This is a genomic window from Paenibacillus durus (assembly GCF_000756615.1).
GTDB classification, from domain to species: Bacteria; Bacillota; Bacilli; order Paenibacillales; family Paenibacillaceae; genus Paenibacillus_AQ; species Paenibacillus_AQ durus.
In genome coordinates this window covers 1,865,847-1,879,269 of sequence record NZ_CP009288.1, presented here as the reverse complement: position 1 = coordinate 1,879,269, position 13,423 = coordinate 1,865,847, and the positions used below count along the sequence as shown (strand labels likewise).

Genomic DNA, 13,423 nt, shown 5'->3' with positions numbered 1-13,423 from the left:
ACCGAATCATAAGTAGGGCCAAGTTTTCTGATAATGCCTATGTTAGATCTTATTATTGATAAAAAGGCGGCTTAATTTCACTACCGTTCAGCTTCGGCTGGGCGGGGATTTTTTCTTGGCATTCGCCCAAGCGCCCTTTCCGCGAATGCATATGATGATTATGCCTACACATTGAAAGGAGCGATCACATATGGGATTTTTTCCAACGCCGGGAACCGGCCAAGGATTTCCAGGGTTCCCGGGCGGACCTGGCATGCCGGGAGGACCGGGGTTTCCAGGTGGATTTCCCGGGACTCCGGGACTTCCGGGAGGTGCACCGGCAGGTGTTCAAGCGCCGACGGCTCCTCCACCGCAATTCGTACCGCAAATGTCGGCCACCACATTTGCCATCGACCCCGGCGGGATCAGACGCTGCCTGTTCCGCAACACATACATTTGGCTGAACAACGGCGAGCAATTTTGGTTCTACCCGGTATTCGTCGGGCGTAATTCTATTGCTGGGTTCAGATGGTTCGGTTTCTTCTGGGCGTACTTCGGCATTGATTTGAATCAGATTCGCTCGTTCACCTGCTTCTAAGGCAGACAGTGAAAGAGAACAGCTTGCGGGCTGTTCTCTTTGTCGTGCGACTATTTGTGTTTTCCGCTATCATCCAAGAGTCAACGGTTAGGGCTTGCACTGGATAGTAGTGAGGATCCAGAAGATATTTTTATATCTACTGAAGTAGGCTCGCTAGAAAATCCGGGGGTTGTGAATCCTGTAAAAGATACCGAGAAAATCTTGGTTAGGCTAGTGTCTGAACTTTTTTGATCTTCTTCATTCGGCCTTCCCCTTCAATCCAATATTTGCACTTATTCTACCTGAAAATGATAGAATGATGAATAATAAGTTACAAACATTGACTTTCCAGAAGAAACGGCTTCGCCGTCCTTTTAGGGACGGTACCGTTTCTCGTAGAAATATAAGTCAAAATGATAAGCGCTCAGTTTATAAATACTTATATTTTGGAAAAAAACCGGGCTTTGCCCGCAGCAAAACCCGGTTCGCTAATGAACAGCGGTGATCGGTGCGGCTCTTGTCCTATTTAGACGAGCTTCACCCATTCCCCTTGGGCATCCGCTGACTTCATCTCCGCTTCCACGACTTCCAGCGATTCCGCCGCGCTTTCAGGCGTGCAAACGTCAACAGGCTTGTCATGGATGACCGCATCCAGGAAATAGTCCAGCTCCCGGTAATAGCCGGCTTCAGGGGAGATTTCCGGGGTAAAGCCGGGGGCGTCATTCGGATTCACCTTGACCTGGCTTCCGTCAAACACCACACTGCCCCCTTCAAAATTGACCCGATAGCCCATGTAAAAGCCGAAATCGCCCTCCAGTGTCCAGTCCACCTGGGAATTGATGACTTTTCCGTCCTTATAATAATAATGGGAGGAGGCAATATCGTATCCGCTTCCCGGAAGCACATTGCGCCCAAGGGTCGATACTTTCTCCGGCTTGCCGAACAGATAGTTGATCATATCCGTATCGTGAATATGCATGTCCATAATACAGCCGCCGCTCAGCTTTTCATCAAGGAACCAGTCCTTCGGAGCTCCGGAGCCCCGGTAGAAATAGCCTTCCGTTGCCTGTCCGAACTTGCCGCTGTCCACAATATCCTTCAAGTATTCATAACCCGGCCAAAACCGGAGGCACTGCCCGATCATAAGCTTCTTACCGCCGCGTGCAGCCGTCTCCACCATCTTCCAGGCGTCCGCCGAATGTCTCGCCATCGGTTTCTCACAGAATACATGGTGGCCGCGTTCCAGCAGCGAGCAGGCCATTTCGGCATGCAGATACGTAGGAGCCGCAATATCGATGATATCCAGCTGCTCGTTCGCCAGCATGTCCTCAAGATCGGTGTAGAGATGGTAAGCGGATAAATCATACACTTCACGGGCCGTACTCATGTTCCCGCCAGCTTTGCCGTCTTTCAGCTCTTCAATCCGCGGATCGCAGATCGCGGTGAGCGAGACAGGGCAGCCTTCCTCCATTAAGCGGACATAATTGTCAAAGTGCATCCGGCCCATAAAGCCGAACCCGACCAATCCTATTTTCAACATGGCATAAACCACCCCGCTAAATTGATATCGTTTAAAATAGTGTAACCCATGCCCCGTCATGCCGGGCGGATTCCATTTCGGCTTCAATGATTTCGATGGACTGAGCCGTACTTTCGGGCGTGCACACGCTAACGGGCTTATCCTGAAGAACGGCGTCCAAAAAATAAACCAGCTCCCGATAATAACCCGTATGCGGAGAGAGATACGCCGTAAAGCCGGGCTGGCTGTTCGGATTGACTTTGACCTGACTTCCGTCAAATACCAGATTGCCCCGCTCGAAATTGACCCGGTAGCCCATATAAAAGCCAAAATCCCCTTCCAGCGTCCAATCCGCCTGCGCATTGATTACTTTTCCATCCTTGTAGTAATAATGAGAGGACACGATATCGTATCCGCTTCCCGGCAGGACATTCCTTCCGAGCGCCGAAACCTTCTCCGGCTTCCCGAACAAATATTGAATCATATCGGTGTCGTGGACATGCATATCCATCATGCAGCCGCCGCTCAGCTCTTCATTTACCAGCCAGCCCTTCGGCGCGCCGGAGCCCCGGTAGAAATATCCAGCCGTAACTTGACCGAATTTCCCGCTGTCTATCGTTTCCTTCAAATATTCATAAGCCGGCCAGAACCGAAGACAATGCCCGACCATCAGCTTCTTTCCGGTCCGCGCCGCCGTTTCCGCCATCTTAACCGCTTCTGCCGAATGCCGGGCCATCGGCTTCTCGCAAAACACATGATAGCCCCGTTCCATCAGCGAACAAGCCATCTCGGCATGCAGATACGTAGGGACTGCCAGACTGACGGCATCCAGCTCCTCGCCCGCCAGCATGTCCTCCAGATCACGATATAGATGATAGGCGGACAAATTGTATACTTCACGGGCCGTGCTCATATTTCCGCTCGCCTTTTGGCCCTTCAGTTCTTCAATCCGCGGGTCGCAGACCGCCTTCAGCGTGATCGGATAGCCGTCTTCATTCAGCTTGACGTAATGGTCAAAATTCATCCGGCCCATGAAACCGAATCCTACCAGTCCTACTTTAAGCATTTCCCTCACTCCCGTTTAGGCTTTATAATCAGTCCGTCCCAAAATAGCGTCCATAGACGCGGAAGTATTGAAAATGATTTGCTCCGTGTAATGCTTGTAAGCAGGAATCATCTCGCCTGTCACATAACCGTCGTATCCAATCTCCCGAAGGGCGCTAACGACAGCAGGATAATCTACATCTCCGGCGAGCAGGTCCACAAACCCGTGCAGACCTCCCGCTTCCCGGCGGTAATCTTTGAAATGCACCTTCTTGATCCGGCCGCCCAGAATCCGCACCCACTGCTCCGGATAACCGGAATGAACGATATTCCCTACATCCAGGTACGAGCCTACGAAGCGCGAGCCGATCGCGTCAATAAATCCGCGCATTTCAAGCGGGGACAGCAGGAACTTGTTCCATACATTCTCGATGCCGATGGAAACGCCCAATTGCTCGGCCTCCGGCGCCAGATTGCCGATCGCCTCCAGCGCCCGGTCATATGCCTTGTCATAATCGACAACCTCAGAGCCCGGAATGAAGTCCACGCCAACCGCACCCGGAATGACCAGAATGGTATCCGCTCCGAGAACGGCCGCGAGCTCCAGCTGCTTTTTGCAGACATCCATCGCCTTGGTGCGGTTCGCCTCCGATTCGCTGGTCATCGCATAGGACCAATAAAGTCCCGTAGCAAGTCCCGCAATCTCCAGCCCCGCCTCGCTGATCGACTCCCGAAGTGCGCGCGCTTCCTTCTCGGTCGTTTGCAGACCCATTTCTCCGGACTCATTCAGTGACAATTCAATTCCGTCAAATCCCGCCGCTTTGGCCAAACGAACACAATCCTTGATTGGCGTCCCTTCACGAAACGACCAAATATTAATCCCTTTTTTCACTTGGATCACCCTCCGATTTTTGTTATTTTCCGTTTTATAGAAACGTAGACTGTGTTTTGCTGTTTTCCTTATCTTTTTTATAGTATATTAGATCTGAAATTTAATTTATTTAGGGGAAAAAGATACTTTTTGCATTATTCCGGTGTATATCTTTGGTTGCCCCGTTCGTTATGGGAGGCCTTGCCATGCAGGAAAGAGAGAATTTCCATTCCTTGAAAAGGGAAACGCCCTACGGTGAATGGTCGCCCGGCATCCATTACGCCCAGTTTCAGAACCTCCAGCCCTGCAGCTTTCCCGAACGAAGGCTGTACGATTTCGAGCTGCTGTATGTCCGTCAAGGGAAGCTAACGACTAAAATGAATGGAACGAGGCATGTCCTGACATCCGGACAGCTTATTTTTCTTTCTCCTGGCGTCTATCATCAAAATTCGGTCGCGACTTCTCCCACGAAGCTGCTCGGCATTCATTTTGATTTTTTCGGCGAATCCCGTATTCTGCGCGAAGAAGATATGGTGGTCAATGAAGAGGAAGTGATTCCCGGAAAATTCGCTGTGGAAGCGGTGGCCGCGCCCTTTTTACCCTTATCCGAAGATCCGGTTTATTCGCCTCCCCCTGAGTGTATCCATGCTATGGAACAGCTCGTGCAGGAATTTACGATGCGCCCGCCCGGTTATGAGCTCGTCTGCCGGGGGTTGATGCTCGGAATTCTGACTTCCCTGCTGCGCACGCAAAGCTCGCGCCGTCTGGCCAAAGCCTCCGTGCATGGCGAACGGATTCGGGCCCTGATTGAAGAGATCGAAGCCGCGCCCGCCCAAGGCTGGACGAATCGCTCCATGGCCGCATTAATGAACTTGCACGAGGACCATTTCTCCAAACTGTTCCGTCAGATTGCCGGCATGCCTCCGGGCGAATATCTCCGTTCCATCCGGCACCGGGAAGCGCGTAAGCTGCTCAGAGAGACAGACTGGACGATCGAGACGGTCGGGGAGCGGGTCGGTTATCCGGATATCCATTATTTCAGCAGGACCTTTTCTTCCCAGGAGGGCATTTCCCCCCGCGCGTACCGCAAGCTGTCCCGGATATTGTGATACCGTCTATATAAGGCCGATTTTCGTACTTCACTCTGTTAACCGCCAAAAGGAGGCGCCTGCCATGAACGAAACTAGATTGTACAAGGTTGCAAACCATTCGGGTTCAAAAGATTGGAAGGATATTCCCCCGCTCGCTGTGGACCGGTATCTTTGGCTAGACAACGGGTATACCCCAAGGTCGAGGTCAGGGGATATTACACATCCGAGCTGCTGCACATCCAGTTCAAGGTTTTTGAACAAGATCCGCTCGTCCGGTATAAGGAGCAAAATGATCCGGTCTACACGGACAGCTGTGTCGAATTTTTCATGCAGCCGCTTCCCGGCTCCGACCCGCGCTACCTTAATTTCGAATTCAATGCAGGCGGAACCCTCCTCTTGCAGATGGGCGAAGGAAGGGAGAACCGGATGACCCTTGCGGATTCTCCGGCAATTTTTCAAATCGAAACAGCGCTTAACCGGATTGATGAACATAGCAGGGATACGTACTGGGAGCTGGCTTTTGCGATTCCTTTTAAGTGGCTGCAGAGCCGGTTTTCCGGCTTCGAGGCACAATCAGGTGGGACCTTTCGGGGCAATTTCTATAAATGCGGAGACGAAACGCCGCTCCCCCATTACGGGTGCTGGAACCGGGTCGGTTCCGCTTCGCCTGATTACCATCTGAGCCGGTTTTTTGGGGAATTGGTGTTTGGGTAGTTGGGCAAGAAGCCGCTGCCTGAATGGGGAGAGACAAGAGAAAAGCCAAGCCCAGAATGTGGGTCAACGCTGCAAAAAAGAGACGTTTCCCATAGATTCATGGAAAGACGTCTCTTAGACTGCGGTACGAGGAGTTCATATTAGTACAGCAATATAATCTAATTTTCAATCCATGAAACTTATGAGTAGCGTCTGGGCAGCTTGTTTATTCTCGCTTGAGAGCCAGACTCTCACTGTAGGAACGGTATCTGTTGAATCCAGAATAGAAGCCAAGCCAGAGGCTGTTCCCTCATTATATCTGCTTATGAGCTGATCTTTAACGAAAATAATATGCCTGATAATAATTTTAGTTGAGGCATCGTAGGGTATGCTGCTATATTCATCTCTGGTTTCCGATGTTTGAGGTGTTTCCAGTATAACATTATACTTGGGATTCCTTTTTACATTAATCGCACCCGCCTCAACAGATATCAAATCGCCAAATAGATCGGCTTTTCCTTCGTCCAGCCCAGCCATCAGTTGCTTATTTTCATCTACGTATACCATCTCAGTAGCTGCAAAAGGCAGTAAACTGCGGTCAACCTTCCCGATTACCATTGTCCCGCTGATTCCCGCCAAGAGAAAAAAGCCGACTATGGCCATAAGGAGATGATCTCTGGAGTGAATGATCTTACTTAGCACTATATATATTGCTATGCCAATTAACCCTCCCGTGAAGTTCAAAAGAATATCGTCCACATCGCTGCTGCCTAAAGCAAAAACATACTGAAGAATTTCAAATGACAGCGTGGTCATCAGGAGAATGCAAGCCTTAAAACCTAACGACCGCTTCACATCTATGTATGATATAAAAATTCCCAAGGGAGCAAAAATAACAATATTGCCACATATATTTGTGAGTGCTCTCTCAATGTCCATGGATTCGGTGAAATAAACGCCAATCGTGTGAAAAGGAATGATATTTATACTTCTTAATGATACTGGTTGGGCAGTAAATAAAGCCGTTAAAGGAATGGTCTTGAACAGTATAATATTTAGTGCGAATAATGCGTACGCGGCAAACAACATATAAAAAATGATCTGTAACATTCGCCTTCTGTCCAGTTTAAATCCCATGATACCCGGCCTCACTTTACAATTTTTTACAATTATTAGAAACCATGAATACCATACATTCTTCTAATGAATATGCAATATCTATATAATAAAAAATACAATTATCATCATATTTATAATTATAATTACATTTAGTGGTAATTTCAAGAAAATAATGCTCTTTGGAAGGTCTATCTGTAGAGTCTTTAAAGTGATCGAGTGGTAGGGCGCGGCTTATAATAATATTTTAATCGGGAGCAAGAGGTCGCCGGTTCAAAGCTGTCACTATCTTAAGTGGTACAGGAATTGATGCCTGTTTAGAATCGGGCAGACGTACTTAGGAGCTCATGGTATAAAAAAAGATACTATACAACATTAATGTGCGTACTATGATTGTTGATATTTATGTACTACAATATGCCTATAAGAAAAAAATACAAATAAAGGAAGGTAGCTATCCCTATGCAAAATGTAAAAGATCAAATTATCAAAGCCTATCAATTTCGGCATGCTTGTAAGGAGTTTGACGCAGACAAAAAAATAAGCGACGCCGACTTTGATTTTATTCTGGAAACCGGGCGTCTATCCCCAAGTTCGTTTGGGTTTGAGCCTTGGAAATTTGTCGTCCTCCAAAACCCGGCGATTCGCGAGAAGCTGCTTCCGGTAACATGGGGAGCCCAAAAGCAATTGCCGACATCGAGCCATTTCGTGATCGCTCTCTCCCGCACAAAGGACGATATGGTTGCTGATTCCGCACATATCCAAAGGATGATGAAAGAAGTTCAACTGCTTCCAGAGGAAGTTCAGCAGGGCAAAGGGAAAGCCTATCATAACTTCCAAGAAAATGATTTCAAGCTGCTTGAGAATGAAAGAGTTACTTTTGAATGGGGTGCCCGGCAAACGTATATCGCTTTGGGCAATATGATGACCGCCGCCGCTCTAATCGGAATCGACTCCTGCCCAATAGAAGGGTTCGACAAAGAAAAAGCAGAGCAAATTTTGAAAGAAGAAGGAATCCTGAAGGAGAATTTCGGGATCGCCTGCATGGTTGCATTCGGCTACCGGCTTCAAGAGCCTCGTCCCAAAACAAGACAATCGATCGAGCAGATCGTGGAGTGGGTTCGATAATAGCATAGACGAAAAAGGCTGTTCCAAAGTAGAATTTTCTACGAGCGGGATGGCCTTTTTTTGTATGGATTTTAAAGGGGAGGCAAATTTATGAAGTTAACTTTACGTCATCTCATATTTAGGGTTTGCTGAACAACATATCGGTTTTGGTTAACACCCGGTAAGTGGCCTATAGAAAACCCAGCCGAAAAAATGGACAAAAAGAGCCCGTAACCGGCGCTCCAAATTCATGACCATGAATGAAAGGGCGATTACTGTCAGGCTTCTTGCCGCGCCTTTCGCTCGAATCAAGCCTAACCCGTAGCGGCGTTTGCCTTCTCCAAACTTGCCTTCGATCGCATTGCGTTCCGCTGCATCTTGCCGTTCTTGCTTACGGTGTGTCGCCTGGTTTTCTGCTGAAGGCCTGCCCAGTTTGGGGCCGCTGAGACGAATGCCCACCCCTTTACAGTAGGCAAGGTTCTCTCGATTCCGGTAGATCTTGTCTGCCAGGATCACCGCCGGATACGCGCCAAAACGCTCTTTGTACGATTTCACCGCATCTTGCAGGGTGCCCGATTCGTTAAAGTTGTCCCATTGCATCGTTTCGATCCAGGCGTATCCGTTGGACAGACTGGCTGCTATCTTGGCTCCAAACTCGACGGACGCTCCGGCTTTTCCCCGGACAATCGGTCGGACATGCGGCTGTTCGATGCTTACGATTCGATGCTCCACCCGGTGCACTCCGCCATTCATCATTTCTTGTTGCTGCCGGTGCAGTTCGCGAATGACTAGCAAACGGCGATAGGTCATTTTGCTCAAAGTACTCAGCGAGGTTTGCTGGCTCAGGTTTTCAATGATTCGCAGATCCCGACCCACATAGCCGAGCTGCTTCTTGACCGCTTTGCGGATCGTTTTACCTTTGGGCTGGCGTTGTTTAGATACAAGCAGGTACGCTTTACGGGCTTGTCTGCGGTACGTGCACCGATCAGCGGCTGATGCAATGCGTCAATGATACCTTCCAGGATTTCACGAGCATGATTCAATAGCCCCAGATCTGTCGGATACTTGATGTCGGCAGGCGCACAGGTTGCATCCAGCATCAACGTGCCGCGATGGGTTTGTGCGTCGGGATTGGGAAGAAGACGAAAGAGGGACTTGGCCTTGCCCTTTTGTTGAGACTTTTCCGGCGTGGTATCCACTTTCAGAATCGTTAGGGTGTCGTCCATTTTCATGACCATTTGTCCACCCCCCGGGTGATCATCGTCGTCATCACGTGTTTGTTCCTTGGCTTTAGCCGCTGCTTTTGCTGCTTCCTGCTCGGCCTTCAGCCCTTCTTTTATGATCCAGTCATTGACCTCGTGAAGGATGTCGGGACCCAACCGGTCGCGAAAGTGAGTCATCAAGGAATGATGGAAGGGCTCTTTGTCCACGTAACCGCCAAAACCCAGAAAATACTGCAAATAGGGGTTTTCCATGATCTGCAAAGTGGTTTCCCGGTCGGTTAAGCCTAGACGTTCCTTGATCAACAGGGAGCCCAAAGCCAAACGTACCGAATACGCCTTTTGCCCTTCGTCGGGTGCGCCGAACACCTTTACATATTTTTCTTCCGCTTGCTCCCAGGGAACGAGCTTGGCCAGCTTCACCCACCGATTGTTGGGGTTCAGTTTGCCGCCAAAGGGCAGGTAAAAATCTTTGAGAAGATCGTCGGTCGATTCTATCCGTTCAAACATGATAATTCACTCCATCTGCAAGGTTTTTTTGCATTTTTCGAGTATTTCCTTGCAGATGATTTCGACAAAAACGGCTTCTATTCCTTGTGGGAGTAAGAGTTTTTGTTTATTCAGCAAGCCCTATTTACCGTTATTATAATGGGCTCACTAACACTATCCACTGGCTGTAAGGAAAGCAGCGACGCTAAAGAGTTTTCTGAAATCGGAAACGGCTTAGCCAAGAGTCTCAATCAACTAAGGGACGAACCCGGTGTCACACTTACAGGTTTTTCAAGCGATTCTGATAAAAAATTATTCAGCGTAGGAATTGGCATTGACCATAACAAAATAACGATTGAACAGTTGAAGCAAGCTGTCGATTCCTATCTCAAGAATGCCGCTTCTTATACTCATGTGAAAGATTCCACGAAAATGCTGCGGCCCTACAATTTACGTATTGAAGAGCTCGGTATCGACAAGGAAAACTTTCCTATTTTGGCCAAAAAAGATGCTGGTTCTAACGAAATTAAATGGAATGGAATAAAGTAACGCAATTATCCTGTAATATACTTAACGGCCTCTGTATATCCTGTAACTTTCTTGACTGTAAAATACTTCCTAAATTCTTTCTTCCATAATAAACACAACGATCTTACAATCTGTTCTTGACATGGCTGGCAGCAATACTGAAAAACCCCATTCAACATCGTCCTTCTCATCCTTAAATCCATTTCTTGCATCTACAACAAAATTACTGTTCGAATGCTTCTTTAATAGGTCTAATGCAAATGTTGTTGAATTTCTATAGTCATCGTAGCAGCAAAATTTTTTCCAAGTAAGAAGAACTATATTATCCTCGGCTATATATTTTATAAAAGGCGAAAGAGGTACACTCATGGCAAATTCAAGTCCGGTTTCACCGCTGCAGCCCAATACGGATGGACAGACAGTCCTGCTCCCGCACTGTTCCAGCTGCCTATCTCCTATATCCGTTTTTTAATAGGAATGTTCATGTGAACTCTCCCCCACTTAGCTATACGCATGAAGTGGGAGCTTCAGTTGGCATCGATACAGGGTTGCACACGCTGCGAGCTTCATGTTTAAAGTCTCAACGCCTGTTGCACCCTAATGAGGGAAGCCAACGTCCAATACGTTCGTTTTGCCAATGAAGGGTCTTTTGCCTCCAAGGACAACCACATCTTTTCAGAGGTGGCTTTTTGTATATTACGTAGCACGTACCGTGCGCCGATGTTATACGAGGCATTAAGGTCCGCGTGATACGTTTTGCCTGTTGCGAATACAGCAACATCACGCTTTGTGTTGCGTTGTACAAATCCACTGCCGTCAAAAGCAAGCGCACTGGTATTCGCCGGGTTGACCATGGAAACCCGCATCCCCAGGAAATGCGCCATTTCGGTCACTTTCGTTTGGATGCGCCGTTTGGCCCAAAACTGGAGTTTGGCACGAAGCCGCTTGGCTCCCCACGTTCCTTTAGGCAGACGCATCTTGCCTAAATACTCCATGACGATGACCTCTGCGCTGTGCTTTTGGGCAAAGGCGAGGATTTGATGCGCGGTATCGTGGACGATATGCGTCTGTAAGCCGTTCATCCGCCGCCAAAAATTCGGTTTTGCACCTAGACCTGATTGTCGCTGGGCTTGTTTCAGTTTGCCTGTGATTTGGCGCATCCGGTCTTTTTCTTTGGCTTGGTTGATAAAGCTCCTCGCCAAGACAGTGCCGCCTGCGTCCATCACGGAACAGACTGCGGAATTCGTTAGCCCTAAATCAACGGCACACACCCGCTGCTTGGAAAATTCCGTCTGAGTCAACTTCACATCCCCCTCATAGGCGATATGAAGGGCATAGCGTTTTCCTTTTCGGACCAATCTGGGGTTGCATTCTTTCATGTTCCACACGTTACGTTTAAATAGGTCCTGCCCCTTAAAGGTAATGGGGAGCCAGACCCAATCGCCTTGATGAAATACCTTGATGTTGGCTGCCCTATCGGAGGTTCGAATGAACATATTGCCTTTGTACAAGCAAGGGAACGCCTGATGATGAGCCTCAAGTGTCGGCGGTTTCTTTGAAAAGCGTTTCCCTTCTTGCTGGGCGCGTTGCCGCTCGGCTTGCCAAAGCCCAAAACGGGAATGATGACTTTTCACCATGCCAAACGCTTCTGCAATGGCACTTCTGCGGAAGTACGAAGGAAACTTATAAAAGCGTTGATCAAACTCGGGGTAGAGCGGATTCGGATTATGCTTGGTACGATGAGTCAACCGTTCTACCGCCGTCACCACCGCTTGGGTGGATAACGATTCCAAGGCGATAAACTGCTCATGAATGACCGTAATCAAGAACGACAGCGCCTCTTGATACACATGAAGAGTCGCATCTAGCATGCGGTGGTGAGACGTAATCGGATGTTTGAGTGTTTTGACCACCTTCATGAGATACGCCTCCATCACAAGTTTGATGAGTCTAGTATAACACAAGAACGTATGTTTGGTGAAGCGAACGTGTCTAACCCTCACCTTCGCTGTTGGAGAGGTGGGGGACTGCGACACTAAATCTATTCAAGATTGGGAGATTCTTTATTTACCTTCGCTATTCCGTGGATCTCCTACAAATTAACTCAATCCAGTATCGTAATGGGGTCCATGTATGCGGTGAGCGTCCTGCCGATTGTCTTGTTTGGTCCACTCGCAGGAAGCCTTGTTGACCGCTGGGAACGTAAAAAGCTTATGATCTTTACCGATATTTCGAGAGCGCTGCTCGTCGCCTTGATTCCTCTCCTTCACTTCACTGGCCAGCTGCAGCTTTGGGCGCTGTATGCAATTTCATTCGTGCTCACTATACTTTCTCTCATGTTTGATGTATCCACTGTAGCCATCATTCCTGCCTTGGCACCCAAGCAGCTAACCCGCGCCAATGCTTCCTACCAGTTGACCAATCAAATTGCGGAGCTGGCGGGACCGCTGCTTGCAGGTGCGTTGATTATTTCCATCGGCGGGTTCCATTCACTTTGGTTGGATGCCGTTTCATTCGCAGGAACTCTTATTGTTCTAATACTCATGCCCAGTTTCAATAAACCTAAGTCACGGACAAGCCTTTCGCAGATTTTCAAAGACATCGGTGAAGGATTCCGCTGGCTGATTCATTCCAAAATCAACCTATCCTTCTCGTTTCAAGCGATGATCGGAAACTTCGGGTACAGTGCAGCTTTCGGCGTGCTAATGTTCTATCTGTTGAACACACTTCATCTTAACGCGCAGCAGAGCAGTCTTAACTACACCCTGCTGGGATTTGGGGGGGTTGTCGGCAGTATTCTGGCCGTTCCGCTGGAGAATCATTTCCCTCGGGGAAAGTTGATTCCGGTACTCTTGGGAATTGGAAGCGCCGGGTTTGTTTTTGCTTCAATCAGTCAATTCTGGCTGGCGCCTGGCATTGCTTTTTTTGCCGTAACGGTCTGCAATACAGCCTGGAATACAATCGTCACTTCCGTTCGCCAAGAGACTATTCCCTCGGATATGATCGGACGGGTCCTTGGTTTTTCACGAGTATTGACCCGCCTTGCCATGCCTTTAGGAGCAATGACAGGCGCTGCGCTTTCCGAATGGACCGATCCCCGGGCAGTATTTGCCGTTGCGGCAGCAGCCAAGGTCTTGGAAGTAACGATCGCTCTGATCACACCGATTCGAAAGCTTTAATTATTGCAAC

Annotated in this window: 11 protein-coding genes and 1 pseudogene; 6 read left to right on the top strand and 6 right to left on the bottom strand. The window is 48.6% G+C overall.

Annotated features, from left to right (window positions below; all coding sequences use genetic code 11):
• Positions 1-190: 190 nt before the first annotated feature.
• A complete protein-coding gene (locus PDUR_RS08515) occupies positions 191-577 on the top strand; it encodes a hypothetical protein (RefSeq protein WP_042205899.1) in 387 nt (128 codons plus the stop codon).
• A gap of 505 nt (positions 578-1,082) precedes the next feature.
• On the opposite strand, the gene PDUR_RS08510 is transcribed toward PDUR_RS08515, so the two are convergent.
• Genes PDUR_RS08510 through PDUR_RS08500 form a run of 3 tightly spaced genes read right to left on the bottom strand, consistent with a single transcriptional unit; the run spans position 1,083 to position 4,011 of the window.
• Positions 1,083-2,096 carry a Gfo/Idh/MocA family protein gene (locus PDUR_RS08510; protein ID WP_042205898.1) on the bottom strand — a complete coding sequence of 338 codons (1,014 nt, stop codon included), beginning with the start codon at positions 2,094-2,096 and terminating at the stop codon, positions 1,083-1,085.
• Positions 2,097-2,127: 31 nt separating this feature from the next.
• Positions 2,128-3,141 carry a Gfo/Idh/MocA family protein gene (locus PDUR_RS08505; protein ID WP_042205897.1) on the bottom strand — a complete coding sequence of 338 codons (1,014 nt, stop codon included), beginning with the start codon at positions 3,139-3,141 and terminating at the stop codon, positions 2,128-2,130.
• Between the two features lie 15 nt (positions 3,142-3,156).
• The gene (locus tag PDUR_RS08500; protein ID WP_042205896.1) at positions 3,157-4,011 is read right to left on the bottom strand and encodes a sugar phosphate isomerase/epimerase family protein; all 855 of its coding nucleotides are present in this window, start codon (positions 4,009-4,011) and stop codon (positions 3,157-3,159) included.
• Between the two features lie 185 nt (positions 4,012-4,196).
• Between PDUR_RS08500 and PDUR_RS08495 the strand changes: the two genes are divergently transcribed.
• Together PDUR_RS08495 and PDUR_RS08490 are read left to right on the top strand one after the other, a co-directional pair.
• Complete coding sequence (locus PDUR_RS08495) at positions 4,197-5,099, top strand: AraC family transcriptional regulator (protein WP_042205895.1); 903 nt, start codon at positions 4,197-4,199, stop codon at positions 5,097-5,099.
• Between the two features lie 153 nt (positions 5,100-5,252).
• Positions 5,253-5,795 carry a carbohydrate-binding family 9-like protein gene (locus PDUR_RS08490; RefSeq protein WP_052410128.1) on the top strand — a complete coding sequence of 181 codons (543 nt, stop codon included), beginning with the start codon at positions 5,253-5,255 and terminating at the stop codon, positions 5,793-5,795.
• A gap of 165 nt (positions 5,796-5,960) precedes the next feature.
• Here PDUR_RS08490 and PDUR_RS08485 read toward each other — a convergent pair whose 3' ends face one another.
• Positions 5,961-6,911 (bottom strand): VanZ family protein, encoded by a 951-nt coding sequence (locus tag PDUR_RS08485; protein ID WP_042205894.1) that lies wholly within the window; start codon positions 6,909-6,911, stop codon positions 5,961-5,963.
• A gap of 441 nt (positions 6,912-7,352) precedes the next feature.
• Between PDUR_RS08485 and PDUR_RS08480 the strand changes: the two genes are divergently transcribed.
• Positions 7,353-8,018 (top strand): NAD(P)H-dependent oxidoreductase, encoded by a 666-nt coding sequence (locus tag PDUR_RS08480; RefSeq protein ID WP_042205893.1) that lies wholly within the window; start codon positions 7,353-7,355, stop codon positions 8,016-8,018.
• 150 nt (positions 8,019-8,168) lie between these two features.
• Here PDUR_RS08480 and PDUR_RS08475 read toward each other — a convergent pair.
• Positions 8,169-9,727 (bottom strand): annotated as a pseudogene (locus PDUR_RS08475) (IS5 family transposase).
• Between the two features lie 102 nt (positions 9,728-9,829).
• On the opposite strand from PDUR_RS08475, the gene PDUR_RS08470 reads away from it, so the two are divergent.
• Complete coding sequence (locus PDUR_RS08470) at positions 9,830-10,255, top strand: hypothetical protein (RefSeq protein ID WP_042205892.1); 426 nt, start codon at positions 9,830-9,832, stop codon at positions 10,253-10,255.
• A gap of 551 nt (positions 10,256-10,806) precedes the next feature.
• Here the strand turns inward: PDUR_RS08470 and PDUR_RS08460 are convergent.
• Positions 10,807-12,153 carry an RNA-guided endonuclease TnpB family protein gene (locus PDUR_RS08460; protein WP_042205891.1) on the bottom strand — a complete coding sequence of 449 codons (1,347 nt, stop codon included), beginning with the start codon at positions 12,151-12,153 and terminating at the stop codon, positions 10,807-10,809.
• A gap of 132 nt (positions 12,154-12,285) precedes the next feature.
• Between PDUR_RS08460 and PDUR_RS08455 the strand changes: the two genes are divergently transcribed.
• Positions 12,286-13,413, top strand: a complete 1,128-nt coding sequence (locus PDUR_RS08455; RefSeq protein ID WP_156130373.1) for an MFS transporter — start codon at positions 12,286-12,288, stop codon at positions 13,411-13,413.
• Positions 13,414-13,423: the final 10 nt, after the last annotated feature.

What these genes read in the sequence shown, in the direction of transcription:
- PDUR_RS08515 (WP_042205899.1), top strand. Translation starts at nt 191, where the DNA reads ATGGGATTTTTTCCAACGCCGGGAACCGGCCAAGGATTTCCAGGGTTC.
- PDUR_RS08510 (WP_042205898.1), bottom strand. Translation starts at nt 2,096, where the DNA reads ATGTTGAAAATAGGATTGGTCGGGTTCGGCTTTATGGGCCGGATGCAC.
- PDUR_RS08505 (WP_042205897.1), bottom strand. Translation starts at nt 3,141, where the DNA reads ATGCTTAAAGTAGGACTGGTAGGATTCGGTTTCATGGGCCGGATGAAT.
- PDUR_RS08495 (WP_042205895.1), top strand. Translation starts at nt 4,197, where the DNA reads ATGCAGGAAAGAGAGAATTTCCATTCCTTGAAAAGGGAAACGCCCTAC.
- PDUR_RS08485 (WP_042205894.1), bottom strand. Translation starts at nt 6,911, where the DNA reads ATGGGATTTAAACTGGACAGAAGGCGAATGTTACAGATCATTTTTTAT.
- PDUR_RS08480 (WP_042205893.1), top strand. Translation starts at nt 7,353, where the DNA reads ATGCAAAATGTAAAAGATCAAATTATCAAAGCCTATCAATTTCGGCAT.
- PDUR_RS08460 (WP_042205891.1), bottom strand. Translation starts at nt 12,153, where the DNA reads ATGAAGGTGGTCAAAACACTCAAACATCCGATTACGTCTCACCACCGC.